Source organism: Microbulbifer maximicatervae (SeqCode) (genome assembly GCF_052466985.1).
The window spans coordinates 2,743,534-2,769,277 of sequence record NZ_CP174298.1 but is presented as its reverse complement, the minus strand read 5'-3'; the positions used below and the strand labels follow the sequence as shown (position 1 = coordinate 2,769,277).

The following is a 25,744-nucleotide window of genomic DNA, read 5'->3' as shown; positions in this document are numbered from 1 at the left end:
CGGATGCTGCCCGGTTTGCCTATCTGAAAAGTTACAGAAGGTGATACCGGGCTGAAGCAATTTACATCTGCTCCATCACTTCAATGCCAAGCAGATCGAGGCCAGTAGCGATAGTGCTGGCCACTAGATTACATAATTGCAGGCGGCTGTGCTTCTGCTGTTCACTTACGCCTTCTTTCAATACTGGGCAGGCTTCGTAGAAGCTCATATAGGCGCTGGCCAGTTCGTACAAGTAGGTGCAGAGTACGTGCGGGAAGGTATCTTTGGCTACCTGGTCCAGTACTTCGCCAAATTGGCTTAGTTTAATTGCCAGGGCGCGTTCCTGTGGGCTTTCCAGTTGGATATCGCCCTTGAGCTCGCTCGGCTCAATACCGGCTTTACGGAAAATACTGCGTACGCGGGTGTAAGCATACTGTAGGTAGGGGGCGGTATTGCCCTCAAAGCTCAGCATGGATTCCCAGCTGAAGATATAATCGTTAGTGCGGGTCTTGCTTAGGTCCGCATATTTCACCGCACCGATGCCCACCTTGCGCGCAATTTCTGCACAGGTTTTTTCATCCAGCTCCGGGTTTTTCTCAGCCACCAGTTTCTCTGCACGCTCTACTGCTTCATCCAGGAGGGCTGCCAGTTTTACGGTGCCGCCGGTGCGGGTCTTAAATGGTTTACCGTCGTCGCCCATCATGGTGCCAAAAGCGCAATGCTCAAGAGAAACCGACTCTGGCAGGAAGCTCGCTTTGCGTGAGGCGACAAAGGCCTGCTGTAGGTGCAGGGACTGGCGAGCATCAACAACATATAGGATACGGTCGGCACTGAGTTGGTTGGCACGGTAGCGGATAGCGGCAAGGTCGGTGGTGGCATACAGGTAGCCGCCGCCTTTCTTCTGGATAATCATCGGGCTGGGGTTGCCTTCCTTATCGGCCATCTCTTCCAGGAAAACAACGATCGCGCCCTGGTCTTCAACAGCGATTCCATTATCCAAGAGCTCTTTTACCAGCACCGGCAGATCATCGTTGTACTGGCTTTCAGCGTAAACGTCTTCCTGTTTGAGGGTGACATTCAGCTTGGAGTAGATTTCTTCGCAGTGGCTGATAGAGATATCAATAAACTGCTTCCACAGTTTCAGGCACTGCTCATCTCCGCCTTGCAGTTTTACAACGTATTCACGGGCGCGATCGGCAAAGCCTTCTTCGTCATCAAAGCGAACCTTGGCTTCGCGGTAGAAGACTTCCAGATCGGCCAGTGCCACTTCTGCATCACTGTCTGCCAGCTTGTCGGAAAGGTGTGCCAGCAACATGCCGAATTGGGTGCCCCAGTCGCCCATATGATTTTGGCGAACTACTTTGTGACCTTGGAACTCCAACAGTCGTGCCAGGGCATCACCGATAATGGTGGTGCGCAGGTGGCCTACGTGCATTTCCTTGGCCAGGTTGGGATGGGAATAGTCGATGACTACGGTCTTGGGCTCTTCAACCGAGGCGATATTCAGGCGCTTGTCGCCTTGGGCGGCCAATAGCTGCTGGCTCAGCCACTGTTCGCTCAAGTGAATATTCAAGAAACCGGGGCCTGCGATCTCGACCTTTTCGATCATATCGCCCTTATCCAGCTGCTCAAGGATCTTGCCAGCCAGCTCGCGCGGGTTGGTGCCCATACGCTTGGCAGCGCCCATAGCGCCATTGGCCTGGTAGTCGCCAAATCCGGCTTTCTTCGCAGGTGCCACAATCGGGCCGCATTCTTCGGGGATACCGGCGGCGAGCATGGCGGCCTGGAATTTGTCGGTGAGGAGGTGGCGAATATTCATAGAGTGAAGTGCTGTTTTAAATTCGTGGAAACGCCGAATTTTAATGGGCGGTGGCGGCTTTGCAACCAGCGTTGGCAAAGGAGTTGGTCCGGAGTGCTCGAAATCTCGACTTGGGTGTCCAGACGAGGAGGTTCTCGGTGGTATGATGCCGCCAAATTATGGAGGTACCGTGAGTTCTACCACACTTTATTGGCACGATTATGAAACCTGGGGTACAGACCCGGGTGCCGACAAGCCGGCGCAGTTTGCCGGTATCAGGACCGACGAAGAACTGAATATCGTCGGCGAGCCATTGATGATTTACTGTCGCCCTTCAGTGGATTGCCTGCCACAGCCGATGGCGAGCCTGGTGACTGGCATTAGCCCGCAGAAAGCCCTGGCCAATGGAGTGCCGGAAATAGAGTTTATCCAGCGCATCCTCGCCGAACTGGGTGCGCCGGGCACCTGTGGGGTGGGCTACAACAGTTTGCGTTTTGATGACGAGGTAACTCGCTACACCCTTTATCGCAATCTGCTCGATCCCTATGAACGGGAATGGCGCTCCGGCAACAGCCGTTGGGACATTATTGACATGGTGCGCCTCACCTACGCCCTGCGCCCAGAGGGAATCCAGTGGCCCACCCGTGAGGACGGTGCGCCGTCCTTCCGCCTGGAAGAATTGACCGCTGCCAATGGGATCTCCCATGAGGGCGCCCACGATGCGCTGTCGGATGTGCACGCCACCATTGATATGGCGAGGCTGATCCGCAAACAGCAACCAAAGCTGTACGACTATGTGTTCCGCCTGCGCCGCAAGCAAGAGGCCGCCAAGATGATCGATATGCGCGAGCGTCGTCCGCTATTGCATATTTCCGGCAAGGTCTCTGCTAATCATGGTCACTTGACCTATGTGATGCCCTTGGCCAGTCACCCGGTTAATCGCAATGCGGTTATTGTTGCCAACCTGGCGATGGACCCCGAGCCGTTACTCAGCCTGGATGCAGACACTCTGCGAGAGCGCCTATACACCTCTCGCGACAAGCTGGGTGAGGGCGAGTTGCCGGTAGGGCTGAAACTGGTGCATTTGAACAAGTGCCCGGTATTGGCGCCCGCAAATATGCTGGATGACAAGCGCGCCGCAGAGCTGGGTATCGATCGCGCAACCTGTGAGGCGAACTGGCAGAAGCTCAAAGATATCGATTTGACAGAAAAGCTGCACAACGTATTCCTGGATCGGGAATTCCCTGAGAGAGATGTGGAAGCGGACCTTTATGGTGGATTCCTCAGCGACTCTGACCGCGATATCTGCCGTGAACTGCACCGTGGACTGGCGGCCCGAGGTCCGGAAGCTTTGGCGGGTGAAGTGCCTTTCACCGATAAGCGCCTACCCGAGCTGCTATTCCGTATGCGGGCGCGCAATTTCCCCGAGACCCTGTCTGAGGAAGAGCACCAGCGCTGGCAGATCTGGTGTTTCCAGCGCTTAACTGACGCTACTGCCGGGGCCTCAATCACCCTGGAAGATTACTTCCGCCAGCTGTCTGAGCTGCGGGTTCAGCACCCGGAGCGCATCTCCCTGATTACAGAGCTGGAGAACTGGGGCGATAGCTTACTCGCCTAATGTGTCGAATCACGTCAGCGGCCGTTCTTCCTCTGGGCTCTTTCCTGGTGCCCGAGTAGAATGCCGCTCGCGAATACCCGGCGCCCACAAGGCGCAACCACTGGAGTAACCATGGACTTTATCGGAGCCAATATTCTGTCGGTCAGCCAATTTGAGCGCGCCGACATAGAGCGTGTATTTGATGTAGCTGACGCCATGACCCCCTATGCGCAGCGTGAAAAGGTAACGCGAGTATTGGAAGGGGCGATTCTCGGCAATATGTTTATGGAGCCGAGCACCCGTACTCGCCTGAGTTTTGGAGCCGCCTTTAATCTGTTGGGCGGTACTGTACGTGAAACGGTAGGAATTACTGCCAGCGCTATGGCAAAGGGCGAATCCCTTTACGACACCGCCCGAGTGCTATCGGGCTATAGCGACGTGATTTGTATGCGCCACCCAAAAGAAGGGTCGGTGGCTGAGTTTGCTGAAGCGAGTCGTGTGCCGGTGGTCAATGGCGGCGACGGCGCCAATGAACACCCCACCCAGGCACTGTTGGACCTCTACACCATTCGCAAGGAACTGGCTGCGCACGGTCGCACCCTGGATGATTTTCGTATCGCCATGATCGGCGACCTCAAGCACGGCCGCACGGTGCACTCCCTGTGCAAACTGCTGTGTTTGTTTGGCAAGGTGCAGATTACCCTGGTTTCTCCACCGGAACTGGCGATGCCGGAAATGATTGTGGAGATGCTGCGCGGGGCCGGGCACGAGGTGACGGTTACTGATCAGCTGGAATCCTCTATCTCCCATGTGGATATTGTTTACTCCACCCGTATCCAGGAAGAGCGTTTCGCCTCTCAGGAAGAGGCCAACCGCTACCGTGGGCGCTTCCGCCTGAATAAGGCTATTTTTACCCGCCACGCAGAGCCTAACACGGTAATTATGCACCCCCTGCCACGGGATTCACGGGCAGAGGCGAATGAACTGGATACCGACCTGAATGAACATCCGAGCCTGGCGATTTTCCGCCAGACCGACAATGGCTTGCTGGTGCGTATGGCTCTGTTTGCCATGTTGCTGGGTGTTGAGAATCAGGTAGATAAATATTCCCGCGATGTGAACTGGTATAGCCGACGCAATCGGGTATAAAACTACTCAACTGGGCGTAAATCCCGGTGGAAATAAACAAGGCCCCGGCTAATTCTGTTAATCTGATGGAATTAGCCGGGGTTTTTTGTTTCCGGTTTAGGGTGTCGTGAATGCTAAAGTGATTTTGCTTGTTCGCTGTGGCACTCAATATCCAAATATTGGCGTTGAGCCAGATGTCGCATCAGGGATGGATGCATGTCGAAGCAGAATTCGCCCGTTTTGTTCTTTCGCAGCCTGGTTTTCCTGGCGCTGCTGCTCAGCTTTTTTGTGTGCAAAAGTGCCGCCCAGGAAGAGCCCTTTCCCCATGTAGCCATACTCAAAATTGATGGCGCCATAGGTCCCGCGACGACTGATTATTTCAAGCGGGCTACGCAGGAGGCTGCGGACCAGGGCGCAGAGTTGGTGATTCTGCACCTGGACACTCCTGGGGGGTTGGATGCGGCCTCGCGGGATATCATCCAGCATATCCTTGCGTCTCCAATCCCTATTGCCACCTACGTTTACCCCTCTGGTGCGCGCGCCGCCAGTGCGGGAACTTATATTCTCTATGCCAGCCAGATCGCCGCTATGGCTCCTGCTACCACCTTGGGAGCGGCTACTCCAGTGCAGATTGGCGGTCCTCAGGGCACACCTATGCCGGGAGGAAAGCAGGAGGAAGAGAAAAAAGAAAAGGCGGAAGACGGTGAGGATGAAGAAAAAGAAAAACCGCTTGCGGGAACGGCCATGGAGCGCAAAGTCGTTAATGACTCTGTCGCGTTTATCCGAGGGTTGGCACAGCGCCATGGGCGCAATGCAGACTGGGCGGAAAAAGCTGTACGCGAAGCAGCGACCCTGACAGCTCCGGAAGCGTTAAAAATGAATGTTATCGATATTGTTGCGGATAATGATGACGATTTATTGCGCCAGGTTGCCGGTCGAAAAGTATTGCTCGATACCGGTGATTATACGATTCCGGAAAATATTGCCGAGTTGCAAAGTGAAAGTTACGAGCCGGATTGGCGCAATGAGTTGCTGGCCCTGATTACCAATCCTCAAGTGGCCTATATTTTGTTATTGGTGGGTATTTATGGGCTTATTTTTGAGGGTTATAGCCCCGGTGCTTTTGTTCCAGGGATTGTTGGTGTTATCTGCCTGCTTCTGGCATTTTATGCCTTACAAGTTTTACCGATTAATTACGCTGGTCTTGCATTAATTATTGTTGGCGCATTGCTGATTGTGGCAGAGGTTTTCATGCCGAGTTTCGGCGCCCTGGGGATCGGCGGAATTATTGCATTGGTGATTGGCTCTGTAATGCTTATTGATAGTGATGTGCCGGGAATGCAGGTTTCCAAACAGCTGATTGGGGCTATTGCCGGTGTAAGTGGTGTCTTTTTATTGATGTTGTTGACCGCTGTTGGACGCAGTTTACGCCAGCCGAAAGTCCCGGCAGACCAGGCTTTTGTTGGACGCTCTGCAGTGGTAAGTGAAGTTAAGGGTGCAGAGATCTTGGTACATCTCGATGGAGAGATTTGGCAGGCGACCTGTAACCAGCCTCTGGAGGTGGGTCAGAAAGTTAGAGTAGTGGCCCAACACGGTATGGTTTTACGGGTAGAGGTGGAATAGGCAGGGCAATCAATTGAGCTAATGACAGCGCTCAACAGTTAAGGTGGGATTAAGGAGAGTCCAATGATGCTCAGTTATTTTTTTGGGATACTGGTAGTCGCACTCATATTGCTGCTGATGTATGCCATTCGTATTTTGCGGGAGTATGAGCGCGCGGTGGTATTTTTCCTGGGGCGTTTCCAAACAGTGAAAGGGCCAGGACTGATTATAATCATTCCCATTGTTCAAACTATGGAGCGCGTGGATCTGCGCACTGTGGTTATGGACGTACCCACCCAGGATGTTATCAGCAGGGATAATGTCTCAGTTAAAGTCAACGCAGTGGTTTATTACCGGGTGATTAATCCACAGTCTGCAATTATTAATGTGGAATTTTATCACGAGGCTGTAAGCCAGTTAGCGCAAACTACATTGCGTTCGGTGTTGGGTAAGCACGAGCTGGATGAGATGTTATGTGAGCGAGACAAGCTTAATGTGGATATCCAAAAAATACTCGATGAGCAAACAGATGCCTGGGGTGTAAAAGTTACTAATGTAGAGATTAAACATATCGATCTTGATGAAAGTATGGTGCGGGCTATCGCACAGCAGGCAGAGGCGGAGCGCGCGCGGCGGGCTAAAGTTATACACGCAGAGGGGGAGGCGCAGGCGGCTTTAAAGCTGACTGAAGCAGCAAATCAATTATCGCAAAATGCCAACGCGATTACTTTGCGCTATATGCAAACCATGATTGATATTGCCGGCGCAAATAACAGCTCTACAATTGTATTTCCGTTGCCTCTGGATCTAATTGAGCCAATGCTGAAGCGGGGCTCTGCATCCAGTTAACGATGCCCTTAACAAAGATAAAAAAAAGGCCGCACTAATTAGTGCGGCCTTTTTTGTAGAGTTTAGAGCAGCTTTTTCATCAGGCTGCGGGTTGAACTATCCCAGTCATCCTGAGGAATCTCACCCTTGGCAGCCTTATGAATTTTTGAACTCAACTGCTTACCAAGTTCGACGCCCCACTGATCAAAGGGGTTGATCCCCAGCAGACAGCCGCCAACGTAGACCTTGTGCTCGTACAGTGCCAGGAGCGAGCCCAGGTGGAAAGGATCTAACTTTTCCAGAATCAGGGTGTTGCTGGAGCGATTACCAGGAATCACTTTATGTGGGGCCAGGGCGTGGGCCTCACGATGAGTGTGACCAGCTTCTTCCAGCTCCTGGCGGGCCTCATGCAGGCTTTTGCCTCGCAGTAGCGCCTGGCTCTGGCTAATACAACAGGCCTGCAGCCAGCGGTGCTGTTCAAGAAGTTCAGACGTCGGTTCCTTGACCGCGATAAAGTCTGCTGGAATAAGGTCGGTTCCCTGATGCAATAATTGGTGGAAAGAGTGTTGGCCGTTTGTACCTTCACTGCCCCAGATAACGCTGCCGCTGGGGTAGCCCAGCGCCTGCCCGTCCTTGTCGACACTTTTACCCAGGCTCTCCATATCCAGCTGCTGTAACCAGGCTGGGAATCGGGCCAGGCGCTGCGCGTAGGGCAGCACGACGTGGCTTGTCGTATTCCAGCACTGGCGGTACCAGAACTGGGTCAACGCCATCAGTACGGGTAGATTGGATTCCAGTGGAGCAGTGGCGAAGTGCTGGTCCATTGCATTGGCGCCTTGCAGAAGCTGTTCAAAAACTTCATAGCCACAAGCGAGAACTATGGGCAGGCCGATTGCAGACCAGAGTGAGTAGCGACCACCCACCCAATCCCACATTGGGAAAATATTCTCAGGAGCAATTCCGAAATCCTGAGCAGCAGTAATATTACTGCTCACCGCAACAAAGTGTTTGGCCAACTGTGACTCATCGCAACCGGCAGACAATATCCAGCGACGTGCAGACAGCGCATTTTCACGGGTTTCCAAAGTGGAAAAGGATTTGGAAGCAATCACAAAAAGGGTTTCTTCCGCATCGATACCTGCCAGGGTATCACTAAGGTCTGCACCATCGATATTTGATACAAAGTGCACATCGATAGAGTCTTTGTGCCAAGGGCTGAGGGCCTCTACCGCCATGCGCGGACCCAGGTCGGAACCACCGATACCGATATTCACGATATGGCGGATCGGTTTATCTGAGAAGCTGCGCCAGCTATGGTTGTGTACCGACTCGGCAAACTGTTTCATTTGCTCGCGGCAATCTTTTACCGCGCGCTCTTGTTCAGTTTTCGGTTGCCCCTGAAATCGCAGTGCGGTGTGCAGGGCAGGGCGGTGTTCGGTATTGTTGACAATGGCCCCGTTCACTAGCGCAGTAATTTGGTTGTTCAGACCCTGCTCTTCGGCATATTCCAACAGCAACTTAAGGGTGTCTTCACGCAAGTGGTTTTTACTGTAATCCAGATAGATTCCGGCTGCGTCTGAGCTGAACTTTTCTGTCCTTTGGGGATCCGTTGCAAACAGCTCTCTCAAGGACCACTTATGTTGGTCAAAATGGGACTTCAACCGTGAGATTGCCGCTACACGGCTTAAAGCCAGGGTTTCACTAGTCATGGTATTCGGTTTGTTCTCTTCTGAGCCTTTTTATTGCCACTTGGCTAAAACGTACACAAATCAAATTTTATTTATTATTTCTGGGCGGCAATGCTAACGGCATTTTCTTTGCCGGGCCAGCGCCGCGGGCATCACAGTCTATTACAGGGAATGTTTCGAGATAAGGAACTGTGTGGGGAAAGACAAATGCCGCTCGTTAGAGCGGCATTTTGTGGTGATCCATACTAAATAAGGCTTTGTAAATCGGGTGTCTGTCAGCGGTGATTTGGTCAAAACTTCATTTAGTATGAATCACCACGCTGTCGGGCAAGAAAAAGATTTTACTTGACCACCTTCATGCAGCGCACTCTGTCGGAAGCCATCCAGCAGTCGGCATCTGCAGGACAAGCCATGGATAGAGGAATTTGTTCAGCGCCGGGTGGGCAGTAAGCTGGAGGTGCCGGAGGGCTACAGCAACCTGCAAGAACCAGTGCACTGATAATTCCAATTAAGTACTTGGCTGGAGTGAAATTCATCCCCTAACTCCTTTCCGTTGATGTTAGCCATTAGCATAGCCAATAAAACGTCACCTGTTGGTCAGCTTTGTAAAATCTGTTCTACAAAGGTACCGCCTATTTGAGTGTAATAGGCGTTGGGTTTAAATGTCTGTCAATGATCAAGTTATGAAAAAAGGTGCGCCAATTTATTTTAAAAAACTACTTAAATAATGGGTTTTTTGAAAAATGTGGTTTGTGCCGACCATTTTTTATGGTGAATTTCGGTTGTTTAATCTACACGCTGAAACCGATCGCGCCAGTTTTGAGGTGGGCTCTAAGAATTATTGTTGTTGCTGACAATGCCGCTTGATGGATTGGGGAGTTTTTTTGCGATGCAAAGAAAATGGTTTCACGAGTAAGAGTTTTTTCTGTTAAAAATTCTCACTCGTGAAAGTAGCTTTAATGGGGGAGGGAGCACCAGCTGAGGCGTTATCTTTAGGCCCTCAGTGTGTCGGTTTGGGTCCGTGCAAAAAATTGCCAAAGGCTACTGCGAGACTTTCTTTTCTTGCCGGGTCACGGAGAGCACTCAATAGGGCGATTCGCACTTCCGGAATGAACATTAAATCGGAAAGCAATAAGTTAAAAGTCTGCTGGTCAGCGGCATCGGCCAGCTTGCCAACCCACTGTGCGGCCAATTCTTGTCCTTCCAAATCTTGGACGCAGCGACTGCCTATTGCAGCCAGGACTTCTTTATTCCGGTTGCTGGCATCTTCAGCCAAAAGTGACTGTATAAATGCCTGTCGCAATCCTGTGGCTGGTGAGTGAGAGATACCCCTGATAGCAGCAGCGGCCACCGAGATATCCGGTGTGTTTGCGGTCAGTTCTTGCTCTGCTCGCTCAATAATGGCTGCTGCAAGACGGTGGTCGACCGGCTGGTTTTCCAGGCAATGGCAAATGTTAATAAAAACCGGAGCCGCGACTTTTCCAATCTGGCGCATTAGCAAAGTGCTTTCTTTTTCCCAGCGCACGGCCAAGTCGGCAATCCCTTGCAGCGCAAGGTTGTCCCAGCGGTGATTTTCCGGGTCGCCAAAATAGCGCAGGACAGGCTCGTAATGTTCGCTGGGCTGGCGGCCCAGCAGAAGCGCTGTTTGGGAGTGAAATGCTGCCTGCCGCTCAGTTGACGGGGTAAACAGCAAGCCACTTTGCTGCAGCAGCTGGTCCAGCTGCGCAGCAGATTCAGAAGCGGGTCCCTGCTTGAGTTCCTGTGCCAGAGCGCGAAGTAATCCATCTCGGGCTTGAAGTTGCAGCTTGCCCTGCTCGTCCAGCGGAAAGCGCAGGAACCAGACGATGGGTTCACCGCCTTCGGCTGGTTGCAGCAGCAGGCCCGTCCAGGCCTGGCGCAAGTATGGGTGTGGCCAGAGAGCCAGACCTGCTTCGAAGGATGCCGCAGTGGATTTCGAAACCGACTGCAAGCGCCGGCCCAGATCGAACCAGCGCAATTTGAAGTCAGCCTGCTCGATCAGGGCGTTTAGGGTACCGCTTTCACTCATAGGGGTTTTGTCTATTTCCTTAAGATGCTGTAGCCGTTGCAGAAATAGGCTTCTGCTTGAAGTGCAACCAGCCATAGGCGATCGCCAACAGAGGGCAGAGGATATTGAATAGGGCGTAGGGGAGATAATCAATAGTTCTGATACTGAGGGTTGCCGCCATAAAGGCGCCACAAGTATTCCAGGGAATAAGCACAGAGGTGATGGTGCCGGAATCCTCGAGGGTACGGGACAAGTTAAGCCCGTGTAGCCCCTTTTCCTTAAAGGCTTCGCGGAACATACGGCCCGGAATAATAATTGCCATATATTGGTCGCCAGCTGCGGCATTCATACCAAAACAGGTTAGGACGGTAGCAGAGATCAGGCCGCCCACTGTTTTAACCAGTGATAAAACTCCCTGGACGATGACCTGTAGGAATCCGGCCCGCTCCATAGCGCCGCCGAAGGCCATGGCGGAGGTGATCAGCCATACGGTGTTGAGCATGCTGCTCATACCGCCTTTCGACAGCAGTTCAGCCACGTTCTCGTTGGTGGAAGTGGACTTATAGCCATCGAATAGGCTGTACCAAGCGCCCTTCAGGGGGGCCAGTGCACCTTCACCGCCACCGAGGCGACGGGCGGCTTCCGGTTCGAAAATCAGTGCGATGGCACAGCCAACCAGGGAGCCAATGATCAATGTTGGGAAAGCGGGGACTTTGCGCCAAGCCATTGCTAGCAGCAAGACCAAAGGCAGCAAGCTAACCAGGGAAATTTTGAACTCGCTGCTAAGCGCGGTGAGCAATAATTCGATATCAGTTGCGGAGGCAGAACTGGCTTCAGAGGTAAAACCCAGGAAAGCGAAAACTGCCAGGGCGATCACGAAGGCCGGGATCGCTGTGGACATCATATGACGAATATGCTGAAACAGATCATTGGATGTTACCGCTGCGGCCACGTTGGTAGTGTCAGATAGCGGGGACATCTTATCGCCGAAGTAGGCGCCAGAGATTACGGCTCCGGCGGTGACCTCAAGGGATAGGCCCAGCGCGCCGGCAATTCCCATCAGTGCCACACCCAAGGTGCCCGCTGTAGTCCAGCTGGAGCCAATACTCAGTCCTACTACGGCACAAATAATACAGCTGGCGGCGTAGAACCACTGTGGTGACAGAATCTGCACGCCGTAATAGATCATGGAAGGCACTGTGCCGGCCAGAATCCAGCTACCGATAAGTGCACCTACAGACAGCAGGATCAGAATAGCGCCAAATACCAGGCCAATGCCGTGGAGCATCCCGCCTTCCATGTCGTTCCAGCTGTGTCCGTTCTTCATCCCCATCAGGGCCACAACGCAGGCACAGAGCAATAGCGCTATTTGATTGGGACCGTAGGAGGAGTCTGCACCGTAGAAATATACGGATAGTGACAACAGGGCGACGAGAATCCCGAGAGGGATCAGGGCGTCCGTTAAGCTGGGAGCGCGCGGCTCTGAGCTGGGGTTGGATTGAGACAAGGTGAACTCCTGCTTGACTGCGTGGCTAGCGCCGTATTCGTTATCGTTGTTTTGCCGTCGGCGGCGGTTAATAGCCTTATTCTCATAGCTTGGGGCGGTGAAGTCCACTTTGTATCATTGCGGCATCGCTGTATTTGGCGTTGACTTGGTCGTCGAAACCGGATTTATCACTGCGGTCAACTATCTGGTCGGGTCCAGTGCTGGCAGTTCGTCGACGCTTCCGGTATGTTCTGCGCCCAGTAGTCCCGGCTGATCCAGCCGCAAAATAAATAAGTGCGGGCCGTCTGAGGCAGGCCCGACAGGTAGTATTTCATGAGAGCAAGTGAGTTAGACCCCTCTCAATTCGAGGATATGCGCCCCTATCGCGATGATGAAGTGCGCGAGGTTATCAAAAGGCTAATTGCCGACCCGGAAATGTCCCACGCAGCGGCGCATTTCCTTGTCCCCAAACTGGCTCAGCTGGAGGGCGCCGTCGCCTGGCTGGTACGTCAGTTTCTGCGCTTTGAACTGCGCAATGTTCGCAATGTGCGGGATCTTCAAGAGATTGTCGGCAAATATATGGAGAAGGTGATCAAGCGCACCACCTCCGGCCTGAGCATTTCTGGTCTGGACACCCTGCCCAGGGATCGCGCCTGCCTGTTTGTCAGCAATCACCGCGACATCGCTATGGACCCGGCGCTGATGATTCAGGCGATGTTTCGCGAAGGGCATGAGACCTCCCGCATTGCGATTGGAGACAACCTGCTGAGCAAGCAGTTTGCCAGCGACTTGATGAAGTTGAACAAGTGCTTCACCGTGGTGCGCAGCTCTGGCAGTCGTCGGGAAAAGCTGCAGGCAGCAACCCAGTTGTCCAATTACATCTATCACTCCATCGTCAACGATAACGAGCATGTGTGGATCGCACAGCGTTCCGGGCGCGCCAAAGATGGCCTGGATCGCACCAATCCAGCACTCTGCGCCATGTTCGCCATGACTAAGGACCGGGAAACCCCCTTTGCCAATTTTTGGCGCAAGTTGCACATTGTTCCGGTGTCTATTTCCTACGAATGGGACCCCTGTGATGCACAGAAGGCCAAGGAAATTTACGTTACCGAGCACAAGGACGAGTACAAGAAGGGTAAGAACGAGGACTTGGCGTCGATTGGTAAGGGCATTGTCGGTCACAAAGGCCGTGTACATGCCGCCTTCGGCACGCCGATTGAAGGTGATTTTAACGATGTAAACAGCCTGGCTGAAGAAATAGATCGCCAAGTTATCGGCAACTACACATTGCATCCATCCAATATGATTGCCTACGAGATGGTTTACGGTGAGGTTCTCCAATTACCGGTGGGATATCCGGCTAAAGCCTGGGACCCTGCTGCACATAAAGAAGAGCGGGAGAAGTTTGAAGCGCGCATGGCTCGGGTCGATGAGCGCTGGCGCGACAAGGCTATTCAGGCCTACGCCAACCCCGTGGTATCTCGCCTCGCCTATGAGTAAGGCCCGCTGAGTTCAGAAGCTGGTGGGGAGAGGGCGCTTAGTGGATAATAGCGCCCCCTGCGCCAGCCACTTAGCGAATAGACCTCACCCCCGTGCTCAACGAAAAACACAAAAGCGCCATTCAGGGCGCCTATAGCCAATTCCTGTCCGGTCGAGGGCTGAAAGCCCGCTATGGGCAGAAGCTGATGGTAGCCGCCATTGCCCGATCCCTGGGTTCCATCACCCAGAATGCCAGTGGTGAGCGCGATAGCGACAAGACTGATGGCGAGCATATCTGTGTAGTTGAAGCGGGTACGGGTACCGGTAAAACCGTTGCTTACCTTCTCGCCTCTATTCCCCTGGCCCAGGCCCAGGACAAGACGCTGGTGATATCCACCGCCACTGTGGCCCTGCAGGAACAGATTATCCACAAGGACCTGCCAGAAGTTGCTCGTCACAGCGGGCTCAAATTTGAGTTTGCCCTGGCGAAGGGCCGTGGCCGCTATCTCTGCCTATCCAAGTTGGACCAACTCTTGTCCAGCTTTTCTGCCTCCGGCACCGGCCTTTCCCTTGGTCTCTATGAAGATGAACTCCCGCAGGTGGAAGCGGAGAGTGTCGCTCTCTACCAGAAGATGACGGATAGCCTGACATCGGGTACCTGGGATGGCGATCGGGATAACTGGCCGGATACGATCGAGACGGATGATTGGAGTCGGGTTACCACTGACCACCGCCAGTGCAGTGGCCGCCGCTGCCCTCATGTCACCAATTGCAGCTTCTTCCGAGCGCGAGAGAGCCTGGGCAAGACACAGGTGATAGTTGCCAACCACGACCTGTTGCTGGCGGACCTGGCCCTGGGTGGCGGCGCGATTCTTCCACCCCCGGAAGAGACTATTTATGTACTTGATGAAGCCCACCATCTACCGGAAAAGGCTCTCAATCATTTCTCTCACCACAGTCGCGTAGGGGCTTCCACCGGTTGGTTGGATCAAACCAATAAGGCCCTGGGGCAGATGCTGGGTGAGATTGGTGACGGCGCCCAGATCGACCGCTGCGGCGAGCAGCTGCCGGCGGTTCTCACCTCTGCCAAGCAGGGGTTGGAGCAGATGTGGCCGCTGATTGAAGAGCTGTGTGAATTTGAAGATGAGCGGGGCAATACCATCCGCCATCGCTTTGAAGGTGGGGTAATCCCCGATTCCATGTCGCAGCTGGCGGAAAAGCTGCGGGAAGACTTTGATGAGTTGGAAAGCCTGCTCAGCAAGATGTTGCAGACCGCCCAACGCATGATGGATGACGGCCACTCGCCGGTACCCCTGGCAGATTTGGAGCGCTGGTACCCCCAGTTGGGCAGTTGGCATGGGCGCGCAGAGGCCAATCTTCTGTTGTGGGCGAATTACGCCCGTGCCGATGCTGATGGCGCATTGCCCCAGGCGCGCTGGGTCACCCTGGTGGACTGGGGCGGCTCCACAGATTTTGAGGTTTGCAGCTCACCGATACTTGCAGGCAAAACCCTGGAGTACAGCTTGTGGCGCCGCTGTTACGGCGCGGTACTGACTTCGGCCACACTCACAGCTTTGGGGAAATTTGATCGTTTGCAAATGCGTGCCGGTACTCCGGACAATGCCAGTTATCAGGTGGTGCCGAGTCCTTTCGACTTTTCCCGTGCAACACTGCAAGTGCCCCCGGAAGCTGTGGATGCGGGCAATGCAGAGCAACACACAGACGCCATTATCGATGCGTTGCCAGACCTGCTGAAAGGGGAGGGTGGCGCTCTGGTACTGTTTTCCTCCCGGCGCCAGATGGAGACGGTTTACGAGGCGCTCCCTGGTACCTGGCGCAACCGAATCCTGATGCAGGGGCAGCAATCCCGCCAGCAGTTGCTGGATAGCCACCGTGAGATTATCGATGGCGGTGGCAGCAGTATCCTGTTCGGGCTTGCAAGTTTTGCCGAGGGATTGGACTTGCCTGGTGACTACTGCCGCCACGTGGTTATTGCGAAACTGCCTTTCGCGGTGCCCGATGATCCGATTGAGGCGGCGCTGGCGGAGTGGATTGAAGCTAAGGGCGGCAATCCATTTATGCAAATCACAGTGCCGGATGCAGCCCTAAAATTGGTGCAGGCCTGCGGGCGCTTACTGCGGGCAGAAGGGGACAGCGGCACAGTCACTTTGCTGGATCGCCGGGTGGTTACCCGTCGCTATGGTCAGGCAATACTCAATTCACTGCCGCCTTTTAATCGAAAAATTTAGAAAATCTTTGGTCGTATTTGCGCTGTTACTCAGATTGGGCAGGTGGCTATTGCGTATTATCACGGCTGTAAATGTGAAGGTTCTATGAGTTATGCAACCTATTTATTCTGAAATCGCTGATCAGCTCCTGTTCCTTGAATCCGAACTGCGCAGCCTGCAGGTTTGGCAGGATAATGCGCCGCCTGCAGAAGCCCTGGCCAGCACCGAGCCATTTTGTGTGGATACTTTGACCTTGCCCCAGTGGCTTCAATTTATTTTTTTGCCGCGTATGCAGGTCCTGATTGAAGGGGAGATGCCCCTGCCGGGCCAGTGTGGTATTGCTCCGGTTGCCGAGGAGTTCTTCAAGGGGCGGGATGATGCTGCGGCACTGCTGGCTATTTTGGAAACTATCGACCAGCGCCTGCAGCAGGGCTAACCAGCTTCTGATTCCCTGAGCCCAGTGCTCTCAATCACTCTGGGCGGCATGTCACATTGTTAGTGTTGAGTCCCGCGACTCGGCGGACATCGCTGTGCAGTGGCCGCGCTCATGAGCTAATATCGACCTTTTGCCTGAGGCGGGGAGCAATTTCTCCGTCAGATAAGCGAACACCGCGCGTTTGTAGCGGTCCGAATGGCATTGCTAATGGGGCTTGAGGTAATTGGTCGGTATGCAGAGATTTTCCCTTCTGTGGTTAATGTTGACGCTTTCGGTGCTCGCCGGTTGTGAGTCACTGATGTATCCGGGGCGGGACAGGGCCGCTCAACCAGCGGAAGTTGCACCACCGGTAGAATCACCAGATTCTGCAATGCAGTGCCCAGAGCCTGCGGAAGTGATTTGTGCGGAACCGGAAGTGAAGGTTGTTGAGCGGGTAATCGAACGAACTGTAGAAAAAGTGGTCGAAGTGCCCGTTGCCAAAGATAAGTTGGTTTTGGGATCGGTAGAAGAAGTGGCCATAGAGCCTCCCGGCCTGATTCTGGAATCCGTTGTCGATACAGGTTCACCCACTTCCACACTGCGGGTTAGGAAGCTGACTCCGTTCGAGCGGGATGGCAGGGACTGGATCAGGTTCCAGATTGTTCAGTCGAGCAAAATGGACCCGGTTTCGGTAGAGCTGCCGATAAAACGCCATGTTCGAGTGGAGCGCCTGGGCTTTGATAATCAGCGCAGGCCGGTAGTGGAGCTTAACCTGACCGTTGGGCGTATAACCCACCAAGTCGAAGTTAACCTGACCGATGAGGGCGGCTCTGATCTATTGATGCTGCTGGGACGCAACTTCCTCAAAGATGCCGCTGTTGTCGATGTGAGCCGGCGCAATGTCCAGGGCCAACCCCAAATAGACGGGGTTAAATAGGCCAGTTATCCAATTGGGTTCCTAATTGGGACCTCAGAGTTACGGGGAATGGCGAATGTCGCCGCGTGTCCAAGTTTATGTAATTGCGGCGTTACTCGCATTGGTAGGAGCAGGCCTGACCGCCTATAAAAACCTTGAGTTGGGTTTTCCGCTGTTGCCGGGTGAGTACCGCACCGTGTGGACCATCGAAGCAAAAGTGGGCTTTGATGCCGATGGCGGTCCGGTAAAGGCTGCACTGACCCTCCCGCGCGAACAGCGCAATATGGAAATACTGGGGGAGACCTTCAGCTCCTCCGGTTTTGGTTTCTATATCGCGAGAGAAGATGATGCCTATCGGGCCATTTGGTCTCGCCGGGCCGCAAGAGGCCCCCAATCTCTCTTCTATCAGCTGGATGTCTACCAGCGTCCCGGTGCTGCGCTGGCGCAGCCTCTGGATCTGAGCACTGAGATACAAAAACCCTTCCTGGGGGCCCGTGAGCAAGAAGCGGTGCGCTTGGCGATTTACTCCCTGGTTGAGCAGGCCCGTGAGCGCTCTTCCGATGTGGAATCTCTAACTACCCAGTTACTATTCGAATTGAATGACGATGAGAATCAGGATCGCAACCTGATCTTCCGCCATTACGCCGACCGCTCTTTTGTGGATGTCGCCTTGCTTGTACTGGCGACAGCCGATATCCCCGCCCACCGTATTCGCGGTCTCTACCTGGAGGATGATCGACGTCGACTATCTCCAGAAGATCTGCTCGAAGTCTATGATGGCAAGCGTTGGATCGTGTTTGAACCCAGCAGTGGCCAGCCTGGTGTGCCGGAAAATTTCTTTATTTGGCAGCGCGGTGGCAAGAGTCTTTTGGATCTTGAGGGCGGTCGTAACTCTCAAGTGACTTTCTCTGTGATTGCCAATGATGTCCCAGCTCGCGATGTCTCTATGCGCAGCACCAAGGATGAGAAAGATGCGCTGGTGGATTTCTCGATCTACAGTTTGCCCATTGAGCAGCAGAGTATTTTCAAGCTGATCCTGCTGGTCCCTGTGGGGGCCCTGGTGGTGGTGCTGCTGCGTGTATTTGTGGGCCTGCGCACCTCCGGTACCTTTATGCCGGTACTGCTGGCAATTGCCTTTATCGAAACCCAGCTGATTACCGGTTTAGCTATTTTTACCTTGATCCTGATCCTCGGCCTTTGGGTGAGGTTCTATCTCAGTAGGCTCAATTTGCTATTGGTGTCGAGGATTGCCGCCGTCGTGGTGACGGTGGTGATAATAATGGGGGCGATCAGTGTGGTCAGCTATAAGCTGGGCATTGAGCAGGCTCTCACAGTGACATTCTTCCCGATGATTATCCTTGCCTGGACTATCGAGCGTATGTCGATTGTGTGGGAGGAGGATGGTCCCTACGAAGTGGTGGTGCAGTCCGGGGGTAGCTTATTAGTGGCGATACTGGCTTGGTGGGTAATGACCAACCGCTATATTGAGCATTGGACGTTCAACTTCCCCGAGTTACTGTTGGTATTGCTGGCCTTTATTCTGGTGGTGGGCAACTACACCGGATATCGACTCAGTGAGTTGATGCGTTTCCGTCCGCTGGTTCGCTAGGGGGCGTTATGCTGCAGTTTTCAGTTAAGCATATCTTCAATAAAGTTCGCGGCGGAGTGGTATCTCCGCTGACCCTGCGCCGCATGGGGGTGTTAGGGATGAACGCGCGTAATATTGACTATATTGCGCGCTATAACGACCGCAAAAAATATCCCATCGTCGACGACAAGCTAAACACTAAGCGCGCGGCTAAAAAAGCGGGAATTCCTGTGCCCGAGTTGATCGAGGCATTTGAAAGCCCTGCCAGCCGCAAGCGAGTTATGGAGGTGATTGACCCTCTATGGCAGTTTGTTATCAAGCCGGCACGGGGCTCGGGTGGTAAAGGTATCCTCGTTATTGCCGGTCGCAATGGTGACAAATATAAAAAGATATCCGGTGCTGAAATTGATGCGCTGGATATCTTGCGGCACGTGAGCAATATTCACAGCGGCCTCTACAGTCTCGGTGGCAAACCCGACAGGGTGATGGTGGAGGCCCTGGTGGACTTTGACCCGGTCTTCGATCGCTACTCTGTTGAGGGTGTGCCTGATGTGCGGGTTATTGTTTTTCGCGGTTATCCGGTGATGGCCATGCTGCGCTGCTCAACCCACGCCTCAGATGGTAAAGCCAATTTGCACCAGGGCGCTGTAGGTGTTGGTATTGACCTGGCCACGGGCAAAAGTTGTCATGCGGTAATGCGCGGGTTGCGAATTGACCAGCACCCGGATACTGAAGTGCCTTTCGATGCACTGCAGGTGCCAGGTTGGTACGAGCTGGTCCGCTTGGCGGCCAGTTGTTATGAAATGACTGACCTGGGTTATCTAGGTTGTGACATTGTGCTGGATCGCGAGCGCGGTCCTCTCCTACTGGAGGCCAATGCGCGTCCAGGGTTGGCAATCCAGATTGCCAACGGTGTTGGCTTGCGTGAGCGTTTGAGCTTTATCGAAAAATTTGATGAAGAAATGTTCAGGAAAAATGTGGATGAACGGGTGGCATTTTCCATGCGCAAATTTGCCAGCGACTAAGAAAGTCCGCTAATAGTTTATCGATTTTATTATCTTGCAAAGCAATACTTATTGCCTGGTTAGGGGGTGGCCGCCCCTTTGATTGGTCGAATTTTTTCAATTAGAGTTTTTAGCCGCTTTCCTTGCATTTTTAGTCCATATTCAAGTTCTTGGATTTTCGTTTGGATCGAAGTGAGTTCCCACTCGCTGGGTGGCTGTCCATATTTTTCTCCATGGCGTAAAAATTGAAGAGATTTCCACTTCTTCAATAACTTGGCGAATTCGCAAATCTCACTGTCCAGGATCTCTTGCCAGCTCCCTTTGTCTTTGATCTTTTCAAACAAGCCAGGGGGAGGTATCACGGATCTATTCAGGGTCTCCATGGCTATTACTTTATGGTGGTGGGCCCGCTGCTTCTTATGTGACGTTTTCCTGGGTGTTTATTTTACTGCTTAATGAAGACTGTTTATCAGACTCTTTTAGCATTGCTCTGAGTCGTTTTTTTTGCGCCTTCAAGCTCAGTTTAAATTCTTTAACTTGTGCATTGAGGGAGTTGATTTCATTGGCTGGTTTGGGTTCAACCTTGTTTAGGGTGGAAATTTTTACATCTACTTCTCGCCACTTTTTGATTGTGTTAAAAAATAGCTTCCACTCTTTCTTTAATATTTCGATTCGACTAGGATCGTTGTCTTTTTTTTGCAGTTTTTTCTGAGTGTGTTCGAACTCAACTTCTAGTAAGGCCGCCTCTATTTTGCGGTCCGGGGCTCTCTTTAGTTTTTGAGTGGCTCCCAACCAGCTCAGAGCTTTAATCAGCCATTTGGTGGGGTCATAATTGTGCCATCTAACGCCATTTCGATAGTCGTAATGGAAAGCGTGATGATAGTTGTGATAGCCCTCACCGAAGCAAAAAATATTTATAAGTGGATTATCACACGCAGATATGTCGCTTCTATAACTTTTTCCTCCCCAATAATGTCCGATTGAATTTAAGGCGAAGGCTGAGTGATGGTTCACTACAATGCGTAAAACTCCAGCGAGTAGGAACATGGCAATAATGTCCCCGGTAATAAGTCCGAGCAGTAGGCAAATACTAAAATTCATCCCCAGGGCTATTGGAAGGTAATTTTTGTGTTGCCACATAACAATTTTATCTTGTTTAAGGTCGGGAACATTGCTGTGGTCTGTTTTATTTGACGGGTATTCGTGCATCATCCAGTCGAGATGGGAGTGCCAAAACCCTCGCGCAGAAGAGTGTGGGTCTCGGTCATTGTCATCGGTATAGCGATGATGGCGGCGATGTTCAGAGCACCAATTCAATGTCGTGTTTTGCAGGGTTGCCGCACTAAACAACGAAAATAATAGTCGTAAGATCCAGTGGGCTTCATAAGTCCTGTGTGTCCAGAGTCGATGATTGCCTGCAGAAATCGCTAATCCACAAATAAAAGTGATTATGAGAAAGGCGATCCATTGATGCCAATGATATCCGTAAATAATTCCATACAGAGGGACTGCCGTGATAGCGAGGAAGCCTGTAGAGGCAAAGAGAATAGTGGGAATCCAAAAACGTTTACGTACAGTTGTGGCCTTGTTCATCTTTTGATCCGGTTATAGCAGAGGCTCCGAGAGGTATTGTGGAGTCAAGGAGGGAGGGAGTTTATATTTGCCAGTTCCCTGCTCAAGCTAGGAGCTATTCCTTTAGAAAATTGTGGCACAAAGTCATCGGAGTGGATGGCCACTCCTGCAAACCTAGGTGGCATGAGGTGGCTCTGCCATTTTTTGGTGCAAAAAACGAAAAAAGGGTCTCTTGCTGGTTCATTTTTCCCAAGGCATAGAAATAGTCGGTGTGGAGCTTCACGAATCTTACTGTTTATAAAGTTGGCATAAGGGTTGCATTGGTAATCATGCGGGGCGAAGGTTCCGCATTTCGGGAGAGTTTCTTAGGGTTATGGCAAACCATTAACACTGGGTGACTTCCCGTTTTCTCTCATCATCGCTGATTACGGCCCCGCTTTGCGGGGCCTTTTTTTTGTCCGCACTTTGCGCAAAGCTCATAATGCTTTAGTTTATGGTTTCCCGAGGAGCTTCCAAATCTAAAGGCCCGGGGGAGAGGCTCTCTTTCATGGCAAGGATGCATGAGCCATATAATTAATGAGCGAATTTCGATAGTAGAGCCCTGTGTGTCAGAGTCATTAACCCCAAATCCATCCAATGCAGAGTTCCAGTTGGCAACCAGCGACGAACTCTCTTCTGTAGATGAATCTCGTCTGACCCGCCATGCCGCTTGTTTGCAAGATTTGTTTTTGGATTCAGATTGTGGATTGTGGGAGTGGCATCCGGATTCCGGTGCTCAGCGTGCTCAGGGTGAAATTTGGCTCCTGTTTGCAGAAACTGCAGAACTCTCTTTGACTTCCCTGTGGACGGGTGATGAATTGCGTTCGGTTCACTCTGATGAGCGGGATCGAATTATCACTGTGCGGCGTCGTCTTACCAACAAAGGTGGACACTTCGATACCACTTTTCGGGCCTACGATAGTCTCGGTCAGTTGCGCTGGTTACGATTGCGGGGACGCGCAATAAACCTCGAGGATGACAGTGGATTTGTTGTGATTGGAAGTTGCGCTGACTTCACTGAAACCTTGGCCCAACGCTACCTATCCAACCTGCCTGGCGAGCGCCCCTTACAAACACTGTCTGGAGTTGGCGATGGTTTATGGGAGTGGGATCTACGCGCAGATGAAATGGTACTTGATGATGCCTGCTGGGGGATTCTGGGTTACGAAGTGAGCCCGATACGCAGTATCGGTATTTCAGCCGCGGAGCAGTGGAAGGCTCGAATTTTAGCGGAGGACTTCCCTCGGGTTGAGCAGTCCATGCGGGATCATGTGCGCGAGGGGTTACCGCTCGATGTGGAATTTCGCATCTGGCGTTCGGATAGCAGTGTGGTTTGGGTTCGCTGCCGCGGCAAGGCCCAATTAAATAGTCGCGGTCAGCCCGTGCGGGTGTTGGGAGTTTTACAAGACGTCAGCCGCAGCCGGGAAAGACTTTCGCAAATGGAGCGGGAGCTGGAGTTGCAGCGGGAGGAAAATGCGCATCGGGCAGATTTATTATTTAGCCTGAGCCATGAATTACGCACGCCACTTAATGCAATTTTAGGTTACAGCCAAATTGTCGAGTTAGATCAGAGTCTCAACGCAGACCAGCGTCAGCGCTTATCAGAAATTCGTCGAGCGGGGCAGCATTTATTGCATTTGGTTGGCGATGTATTGGAGCTGGCCAGAATCGACAGTAGGCGTTTGGGCCCCTCGATGGAATTAATTCGTCCGGCCGATTTGGTTGCAGAATGTAAACGTTTACTTGAGCCCCTGGCTGAAACCCGTCGCGTAAGTTTGATGTTTGAGCCTCTCGGCTGGGAGTCAGCTTATATTTGTGCGGACCCTGTGCGCTATAAGCAAGTTGTATTGAACCTGGCGGGCAATGCGGTGAAATACAATCGTGAAAATGGCCGTGTCATTATTAATTTTACGCCGCAGGCCGATGGTTGGTTGAGGCTGAATATTTTGGATACCGGCAAGGGGATTGCAGCAGAGAGACGCAAAGAAGTTTTTGAACCCTTTAACCGTTTGGGGGAGGAAAAGGGGCATATCGAGGGTACGGGTGTCGGTCTTGCAATTGCCAAGCGTCTGGCGGAGGCGATGGGGGGGCGGATCGATTTTGACAGTCAGGAAGGGCAGGGCTCAGTATTTTGGGTTGAATTCCCAATGGTTGATGCTGCGGAGTCTTTCCTGTCATTTGCAAATTCTGTTGATGCCCCGTCAACATTACCCGATTGTAGATTGCTGCTAGTGGATAACCGTCCTGAAAGTGTGGCTCGGGTGGAAAAACTTTTGCAGGGGGCGCCGCAAGTACAGCTTTCTGTGGCCGCAGATGTTGTTGAGGCCATATTTATGGCGCGTACTCAAGCACCGGATGTGGTGTTGTTTCACAATACCTTACCGGGAATGTCGGTTGGGGATTTAGTAAGTATCCTCAAGCAGGATCAAGTCACTCAAAAAACCTGTTTGGTGGTTATGGGAGGAGAGGCTTCCTCGGGGGTGACAACCGCTTTGCCGGATAACTTTGATCGACCGCAGCTTGCGCGAGTTTTGATGGAGTGTTTGACGGGGAAGAGGTGAGTTGGACTTTTGGAATCAGCACCCCGGCATCTTATTTGCCGGAGTGCCGTTCAGGATTTTAGCGTATGTGCCCCATATGTTTGCCCACGATTTTCACCAGGGGCTTAAATACTTTCGGAGTTGCACAGACCAGGTGGCCGGAGTCTAGGTAGTCCTCACCACCGCGGAAATCGCTGATCAGGCCGCCGGCTTCTTTGACCAACAAGGAGCCCGCTGCGATATCCCAGGTGTTCAGGTACATTTCCCAGAAGCCATCGAATCGCCCGGCAGCAACATAGGCAAGATCCAGAGCTGCAGCGCCGGGGCGGCGGATTCCCGCAGTTTGCCCAGCGATATCTTTTAGGGCGGCCAGGTAGGCGTCGATGTTATCCAACGGCAGGCCGTTGAAGGGAATGCCGGTGCCAATCAGAGAGCCGCGCATGCCCTGGCGTGAAGAGACGCGGATACGGCGGCCATTCAGGGCAGCGCCGCGACCGCGACTTGCGGTAAATTCTTCGCGTTTGATCGGGTCCAGTACGACTGCGTGCTCAATGCGGCCGCGATAGCGACAGGCGATAGAAACAGCGAACTGTGGGACGCCGTGGATAAAATTGGTGGTGCCATCGAGGGGATCGATAATCCACTCGTAATCGGGCTCTGCGCCCTCTTGCAGGCCGCTTTCTTCAGCGCGGATGCTGTGCTTGGGGTAGGCCTTGCGCAGGTGATAGATAATCTCCTGTTCGCTGGCCTTATCCACTTCAGTAACGAAATCGTTGCGCGTCTTTTCTTCGAATTTCATCAGGTCGCCGCGCTCCCAGGCCCGTTCGATCAGTTCTCCTGCCTTACGCGCCGCGCGCAGGGCAATATTTAGCATGGGTTCCATAACTATTCCGCACAAAGTGGTTAAAGGGGTTAAAAAGCAGGCCGCAGGTTAACTGCGACGGACGCGATTGTAGGGATTCCGATTGGTTTTTGCTACACTCGCGCGCCCCCATGACACCGATTTATTACTTTCAGTATGGCCAAGTCACCTTTAGACACGACTCCACTTGCCGCGCTCGACAATGTGCGCGTGGTTCTGGTTAACAGCGCACACCCCGGAAATATTGGTGGTGCGGCGCGCGCGCTCAAGAATATGGGCCTGCGTCAGCTGTATCTGGTAGCGCCTCGGGAATTTCCTGCAGCCAATGCTGTTTGGCGTGCAGCAGGGGCAGCTGAGCTGCTCGATAGCGCCGTTGTGGTGGATACCCTGGAAGAAGCCGTGGCTGATTGTGGTCTTGTTGTGGCAACCAGCGCTCGCGAGCGCCGAATCCCTTGGCCCCTGCTGACCCCGCGCCAGTGTGGAGAGCGTACCGTCGCCGAGGCCGCGTCTCATCCGGTTGCTTTGGTGTTTGGCCGCGAGGATCGAGGGCTTACCAACGAAGAATTACAGGCCTGTAACTACCATGTGCATATTCCTGCCAACCCGGAATACAGCTCCCTGAACCTGGCGACTGCTGTTCAGGTACTTGCCTACGAAGTGCGTATGGCGGCCCTGGAAGCGGAAAAGGGTGAGCCTGTGAATTACACCGATTGGGATCGTCCACCGGCCAAGGCCAGCGATATGGAGCTGTATTTCGATCACCTGCAACAGGCGCTGGGCGAGCTGGGCTTTATTGACCCGGATAACCCCCGTCAGACAATGACTCGCCTGCGCCGACTGTATAGTCGGGTGCGCCCCGATGATATGGAGCTGGGTATCCTGCGCGGTATGTTGACCTCAATCCAGAATTACATTCATCGCTCTGGTGGTAAGGGGCGACCCGACTAGTTGAGTACCCGAGTGTCC

General features: G+C 52.9%; 20 protein-coding genes. 12 read left to right on the top strand and 8 right to left on the bottom strand.

Translation table 11 applies throughout. The features are described 5' to 3' along the window. Positions 1 to 61 precede the first annotated feature (61 nt). Positions 62 to 1,798 carry an arginine--tRNA ligase gene (gene argS, locus ACJJI3_RS12215; RefSeq protein ID WP_444939879.1) on the bottom strand — a complete coding sequence of 579 codons (1,737 nt, stop codon included), beginning with the start codon at positions 1,796 to 1,798 and terminating at the stop codon, positions 62 to 64. Positions 1,799 to 1,940: 142 nt separating this feature from the next. Between argS and sbcB the strand changes: the two genes are divergently transcribed. The 4 genes from sbcB to ACJJI3_RS12195 all read left to right on the top strand — a co-directional run bounded on the left by sbcB (position 1,941) and on the right by ACJJI3_RS12195 (position 6,953). Next, positions 1,941 to 3,395, top strand: coding sequence for an exodeoxyribonuclease I (gene sbcB / locus ACJJI3_RS12210; protein WP_444939878.1), 1,455 nt, complete (start codon positions 1,941 to 1,943; stop codon positions 3,393 to 3,395). 111 nt (positions 3,396 to 3,506) lie between these two features. Next, a complete protein-coding gene (locus ACJJI3_RS12205) occupies positions 3,507 to 4,523 on the top strand; it encodes an aspartate carbamoyltransferase (protein WP_413664546.1) in 1,017 nt (338 codons plus the stop codon). A gap of 195 nt (positions 4,524 to 4,718) precedes the next feature. Beyond that, positions 4,719 to 6,125: an NfeD family protein gene (locus ACJJI3_RS12200; RefSeq protein ID WP_444939877.1), complete on the top strand. Its 1,407-nt coding sequence runs from the start codon at positions 4,719 to 4,721 to the stop codon at positions 6,123 to 6,125. 63 nt (positions 6,126 to 6,188) lie between these two features. Further along, entirely contained in the window at positions 6,189 to 6,953 is a 765-nt protein-coding gene (locus ACJJI3_RS12195; RefSeq protein WP_444892894.1) for a slipin family protein, read from the top strand. Positions 6,954 to 7,015: 62 nt separating this feature from the next. Here ACJJI3_RS12195 and pgi read toward each other — a convergent pair whose 3' ends face one another. From pgi to nhaC, 4 genes are all read right to left on the bottom strand, one after another. Further along, complete coding sequence (gene pgi / locus ACJJI3_RS12190) at positions 7,016 to 8,641, bottom strand: glucose-6-phosphate isomerase (RefSeq protein ID WP_444939876.1); 1,626 nt, start codon at positions 8,639 to 8,641, stop codon at positions 7,016 to 7,018. 320 nt (positions 8,642 to 8,961) lie between these two features. Then, positions 8,962 to 9,156, bottom strand: a complete 195-nt coding sequence (locus tag ACJJI3_RS12185; RefSeq protein ID WP_157533369.1) for a hypothetical protein — start codon at positions 9,154 to 9,156, stop codon at positions 8,962 to 8,964. 464 nt (positions 9,157 to 9,620) lie between these two features. Continuing rightward, positions 9,621 to 10,667, bottom strand: coding sequence for a DUF3549 family protein (locus tag ACJJI3_RS12180; protein WP_444939875.1), 1,047 nt, complete (start codon positions 10,665 to 10,667; stop codon positions 9,621 to 9,623). Positions 10,668 to 10,686: 19 nt separating this feature from the next. Further along, a complete protein-coding gene (gene nhaC, locus ACJJI3_RS12175) occupies positions 10,687 to 12,153 on the bottom strand; it encodes a Na+/H+ antiporter NhaC (RefSeq protein WP_444942554.1) in 1,467 nt (488 codons plus the stop codon). Between the two features lie 312 nt (positions 12,154 to 12,465). Between nhaC and ACJJI3_RS12170 the strand changes: the two genes are divergently transcribed. The 6 genes from ACJJI3_RS12170 to ACJJI3_RS12145 all read left to right on the top strand — a co-directional run bounded on the left by ACJJI3_RS12170 (position 12,466) and on the right by ACJJI3_RS12145 (position 19,786). Continuing rightward, positions 12,466 to 13,635 (top strand): 1-acyl-sn-glycerol-3-phosphate acyltransferase, encoded by a 1,170-nt coding sequence (locus tag ACJJI3_RS12170; RefSeq protein WP_444939874.1) that lies wholly within the window; start codon positions 12,466 to 12,468, stop codon positions 13,633 to 13,635. A 92-nt stretch (positions 13,636 to 13,727) separates the two neighbouring features. Beyond that, a complete protein-coding gene (gene dinG, locus ACJJI3_RS12165; RefSeq protein ID WP_444939873.1) occupies positions 13,728 to 15,863 on the top strand; it encodes an ATP-dependent DNA helicase DinG in 2,136 nt (711 codons plus the stop codon). A gap of 91 nt (positions 15,864 to 15,954) precedes the next feature. Then, positions 15,955 to 16,278 carry a YqcC family protein gene (locus ACJJI3_RS12160; protein ID WP_282934088.1) on the top strand — a complete coding sequence of 108 codons (324 nt, stop codon included), beginning with the start codon at positions 15,955 to 15,957 and terminating at the stop codon, positions 16,276 to 16,278. A gap of 232 nt (positions 16,279 to 16,510) precedes the next feature. Beyond that, the gene (locus ACJJI3_RS12155) at positions 16,511 to 17,194 is read left to right on the top strand and encodes an ATP-dependent zinc protease family protein (protein ID WP_413664553.1); all 684 of its coding nucleotides are present in this window, start codon (positions 16,511 to 16,513) and stop codon (positions 17,192 to 17,194) included. Positions 17,195 to 17,249: 55 nt separating this feature from the next. Continuing rightward, positions 17,250 to 18,782: an inactive transglutaminase family protein gene (locus tag ACJJI3_RS12150; RefSeq protein WP_108731979.1), complete on the top strand. Its 1,533-nt coding sequence runs from the start codon at positions 17,250 to 17,252 to the stop codon at positions 18,780 to 18,782. A gap of 8 nt (positions 18,783 to 18,790) precedes the next feature. Next, the gene (locus tag ACJJI3_RS12145) at positions 18,791 to 19,786 is read left to right on the top strand and encodes an alpha-L-glutamate ligase-like protein (protein WP_444939872.1); all 996 of its coding nucleotides are present in this window, start codon (positions 18,791 to 18,793) and stop codon (positions 19,784 to 19,786) included. 59 nt (positions 19,787 to 19,845) lie between these two features. Here the strand turns inward: ACJJI3_RS12145 and ACJJI3_RS12140 are convergent, their stop codons facing one another. Together ACJJI3_RS12140 and ACJJI3_RS12135 are read right to left on the bottom strand one after the other, a co-directional pair. After that, positions 19,846 to 20,148, bottom strand: coding sequence for a hypothetical protein (locus ACJJI3_RS12140; RefSeq protein ID WP_444939871.1), 303 nt, complete (start codon positions 20,146 to 20,148; stop codon positions 19,846 to 19,848). A gap of 34 nt (positions 20,149 to 20,182) precedes the next feature. Then, positions 20,183 to 21,358, bottom strand: a complete 1,176-nt coding sequence (locus ACJJI3_RS12135) for an acyl-CoA desaturase (RefSeq protein ID WP_444939870.1) — start codon at positions 21,356 to 21,358, stop codon at positions 20,183 to 20,185. A gap of 539 nt (positions 21,359 to 21,897) precedes the next feature. Here ACJJI3_RS12135 and ACJJI3_RS12130 point away from each other — a divergent pair. Then, positions 21,898 to 23,937 carry an ATP-binding protein gene (locus ACJJI3_RS12130; RefSeq protein WP_444939869.1) on the top strand — a complete coding sequence of 680 codons (2,040 nt, stop codon included), beginning with the start codon at positions 21,898 to 21,900 and terminating at the stop codon, positions 23,935 to 23,937. A gap of 58 nt (positions 23,938 to 23,995) precedes the next feature. Here ACJJI3_RS12130 and ACJJI3_RS12125 read toward each other — a convergent pair whose 3' ends face one another. Continuing rightward, complete coding sequence (locus tag ACJJI3_RS12125) at positions 23,996 to 24,799, bottom strand: inositol monophosphatase family protein (RefSeq protein WP_282934081.1); 804 nt, start codon at positions 24,797 to 24,799, stop codon at positions 23,996 to 23,998. Positions 24,800 to 24,934: 135 nt separating this feature from the next. Here ACJJI3_RS12125 and trmJ point away from each other — a divergent pair, with 135 nt between their 5' ends. Continuing rightward, positions 24,935 to 25,726 carry a tRNA (cytosine(32)/uridine(32)-2'-O)-methyltransferase TrmJ gene (gene trmJ / locus ACJJI3_RS12120; RefSeq protein WP_444939868.1) on the top strand — a complete coding sequence of 264 codons (792 nt, stop codon included), beginning with the start codon at positions 24,935 to 24,937 and terminating at the stop codon, positions 25,724 to 25,726. The last annotated feature ends 18 nt before the right edge of the window (positions 25,727 to 25,744 follow it).

What these genes read in the sequence shown, in the direction of transcription:
- argS (WP_444939879.1), bottom strand. Translation starts at nt 1,798, where the DNA reads ATGAATATTCGCCACCTCCTCACCGACAAATTCCAGGCCGCCATGCTC.
- sbcB (WP_444939878.1), top strand. Translation starts at nt 1,941, where the DNA reads ATGATGCCGCCAAATTATGGAGGTACCGTGAGTTCTACCACACTTTAT.
- ACJJI3_RS12205 (WP_413664546.1), top strand. Translation starts at nt 3,507, where the DNA reads ATGGACTTTATCGGAGCCAATATTCTGTCGGTCAGCCAATTTGAGCGC.
- ACJJI3_RS12200 (WP_444939877.1), top strand. Translation starts at nt 4,719, where the DNA reads ATGTCGAAGCAGAATTCGCCCGTTTTGTTCTTTCGCAGCCTGGTTTTC.
- ACJJI3_RS12195 (WP_444892894.1), top strand. Translation starts at nt 6,189, where the DNA reads ATGATGCTCAGTTATTTTTTTGGGATACTGGTAGTCGCACTCATATTG.
- pgi (WP_444939876.1), bottom strand. Translation starts at nt 8,641, where the DNA reads ATGACTAGTGAAACCCTGGCTTTAAGCCGTGTAGCGGCAATCTCACGG.
- ACJJI3_RS12185 (WP_157533369.1), bottom strand. Translation starts at nt 9,156, where the DNA reads ATGAATTTCACTCCAGCCAAGTACTTAATTGGAATTATCAGTGCACTG.
- ACJJI3_RS12180 (WP_444939875.1), bottom strand. Translation starts at nt 10,667, where the DNA reads ATGAGTGAAAGCGGTACCCTAAACGCCCTGATCGAGCAGGCTGACTTC.
- ACJJI3_RS12170 (WP_444939874.1), top strand. Translation starts at nt 12,466, where the DNA reads ATGAGAGCAAGTGAGTTAGACCCCTCTCAATTCGAGGATATGCGCCCC.
- ACJJI3_RS12160 (WP_282934088.1), top strand. Translation starts at nt 15,955, where the DNA reads ATGCAACCTATTTATTCTGAAATCGCTGATCAGCTCCTGTTCCTTGAA.
- ACJJI3_RS12155 (WP_413664553.1), top strand. Translation starts at nt 16,511, where the DNA reads ATGCAGAGATTTTCCCTTCTGTGGTTAATGTTGACGCTTTCGGTGCTC.
- ACJJI3_RS12150 (WP_108731979.1), top strand. Translation starts at nt 17,250, where the DNA reads ATGTCGCCGCGTGTCCAAGTTTATGTAATTGCGGCGTTACTCGCATTG.
- ACJJI3_RS12145 (WP_444939872.1), top strand. Translation starts at nt 18,791, where the DNA reads ATGCTGCAGTTTTCAGTTAAGCATATCTTCAATAAAGTTCGCGGCGGA.
- ACJJI3_RS12140 (WP_444939871.1), bottom strand. Translation starts at nt 20,148, where the DNA reads ATGGAGACCCTGAATAGATCCGTGATACCTCCCCCTGGCTTGTTTGAA.
- ACJJI3_RS12135 (WP_444939870.1), bottom strand. Translation starts at nt 21,358, where the DNA reads ATGAACAAGGCCACAACTGTACGTAAACGTTTTTGGATTCCCACTATT.
- ACJJI3_RS12130 (WP_444939869.1), top strand. Translation starts at nt 21,898, where the DNA reads ATGAGCCATATAATTAATGAGCGAATTTCGATAGTAGAGCCCTGTGTG.
- ACJJI3_RS12125 (WP_282934081.1), bottom strand. Translation starts at nt 24,799, where the DNA reads ATGGAACCCATGCTAAATATTGCCCTGCGCGCGGCGCGTAAGGCAGGA.
- trmJ (WP_444939868.1), top strand. Translation starts at nt 24,935, where the DNA reads ATGGCCAAGTCACCTTTAGACACGACTCCACTTGCCGCGCTCGACAAT.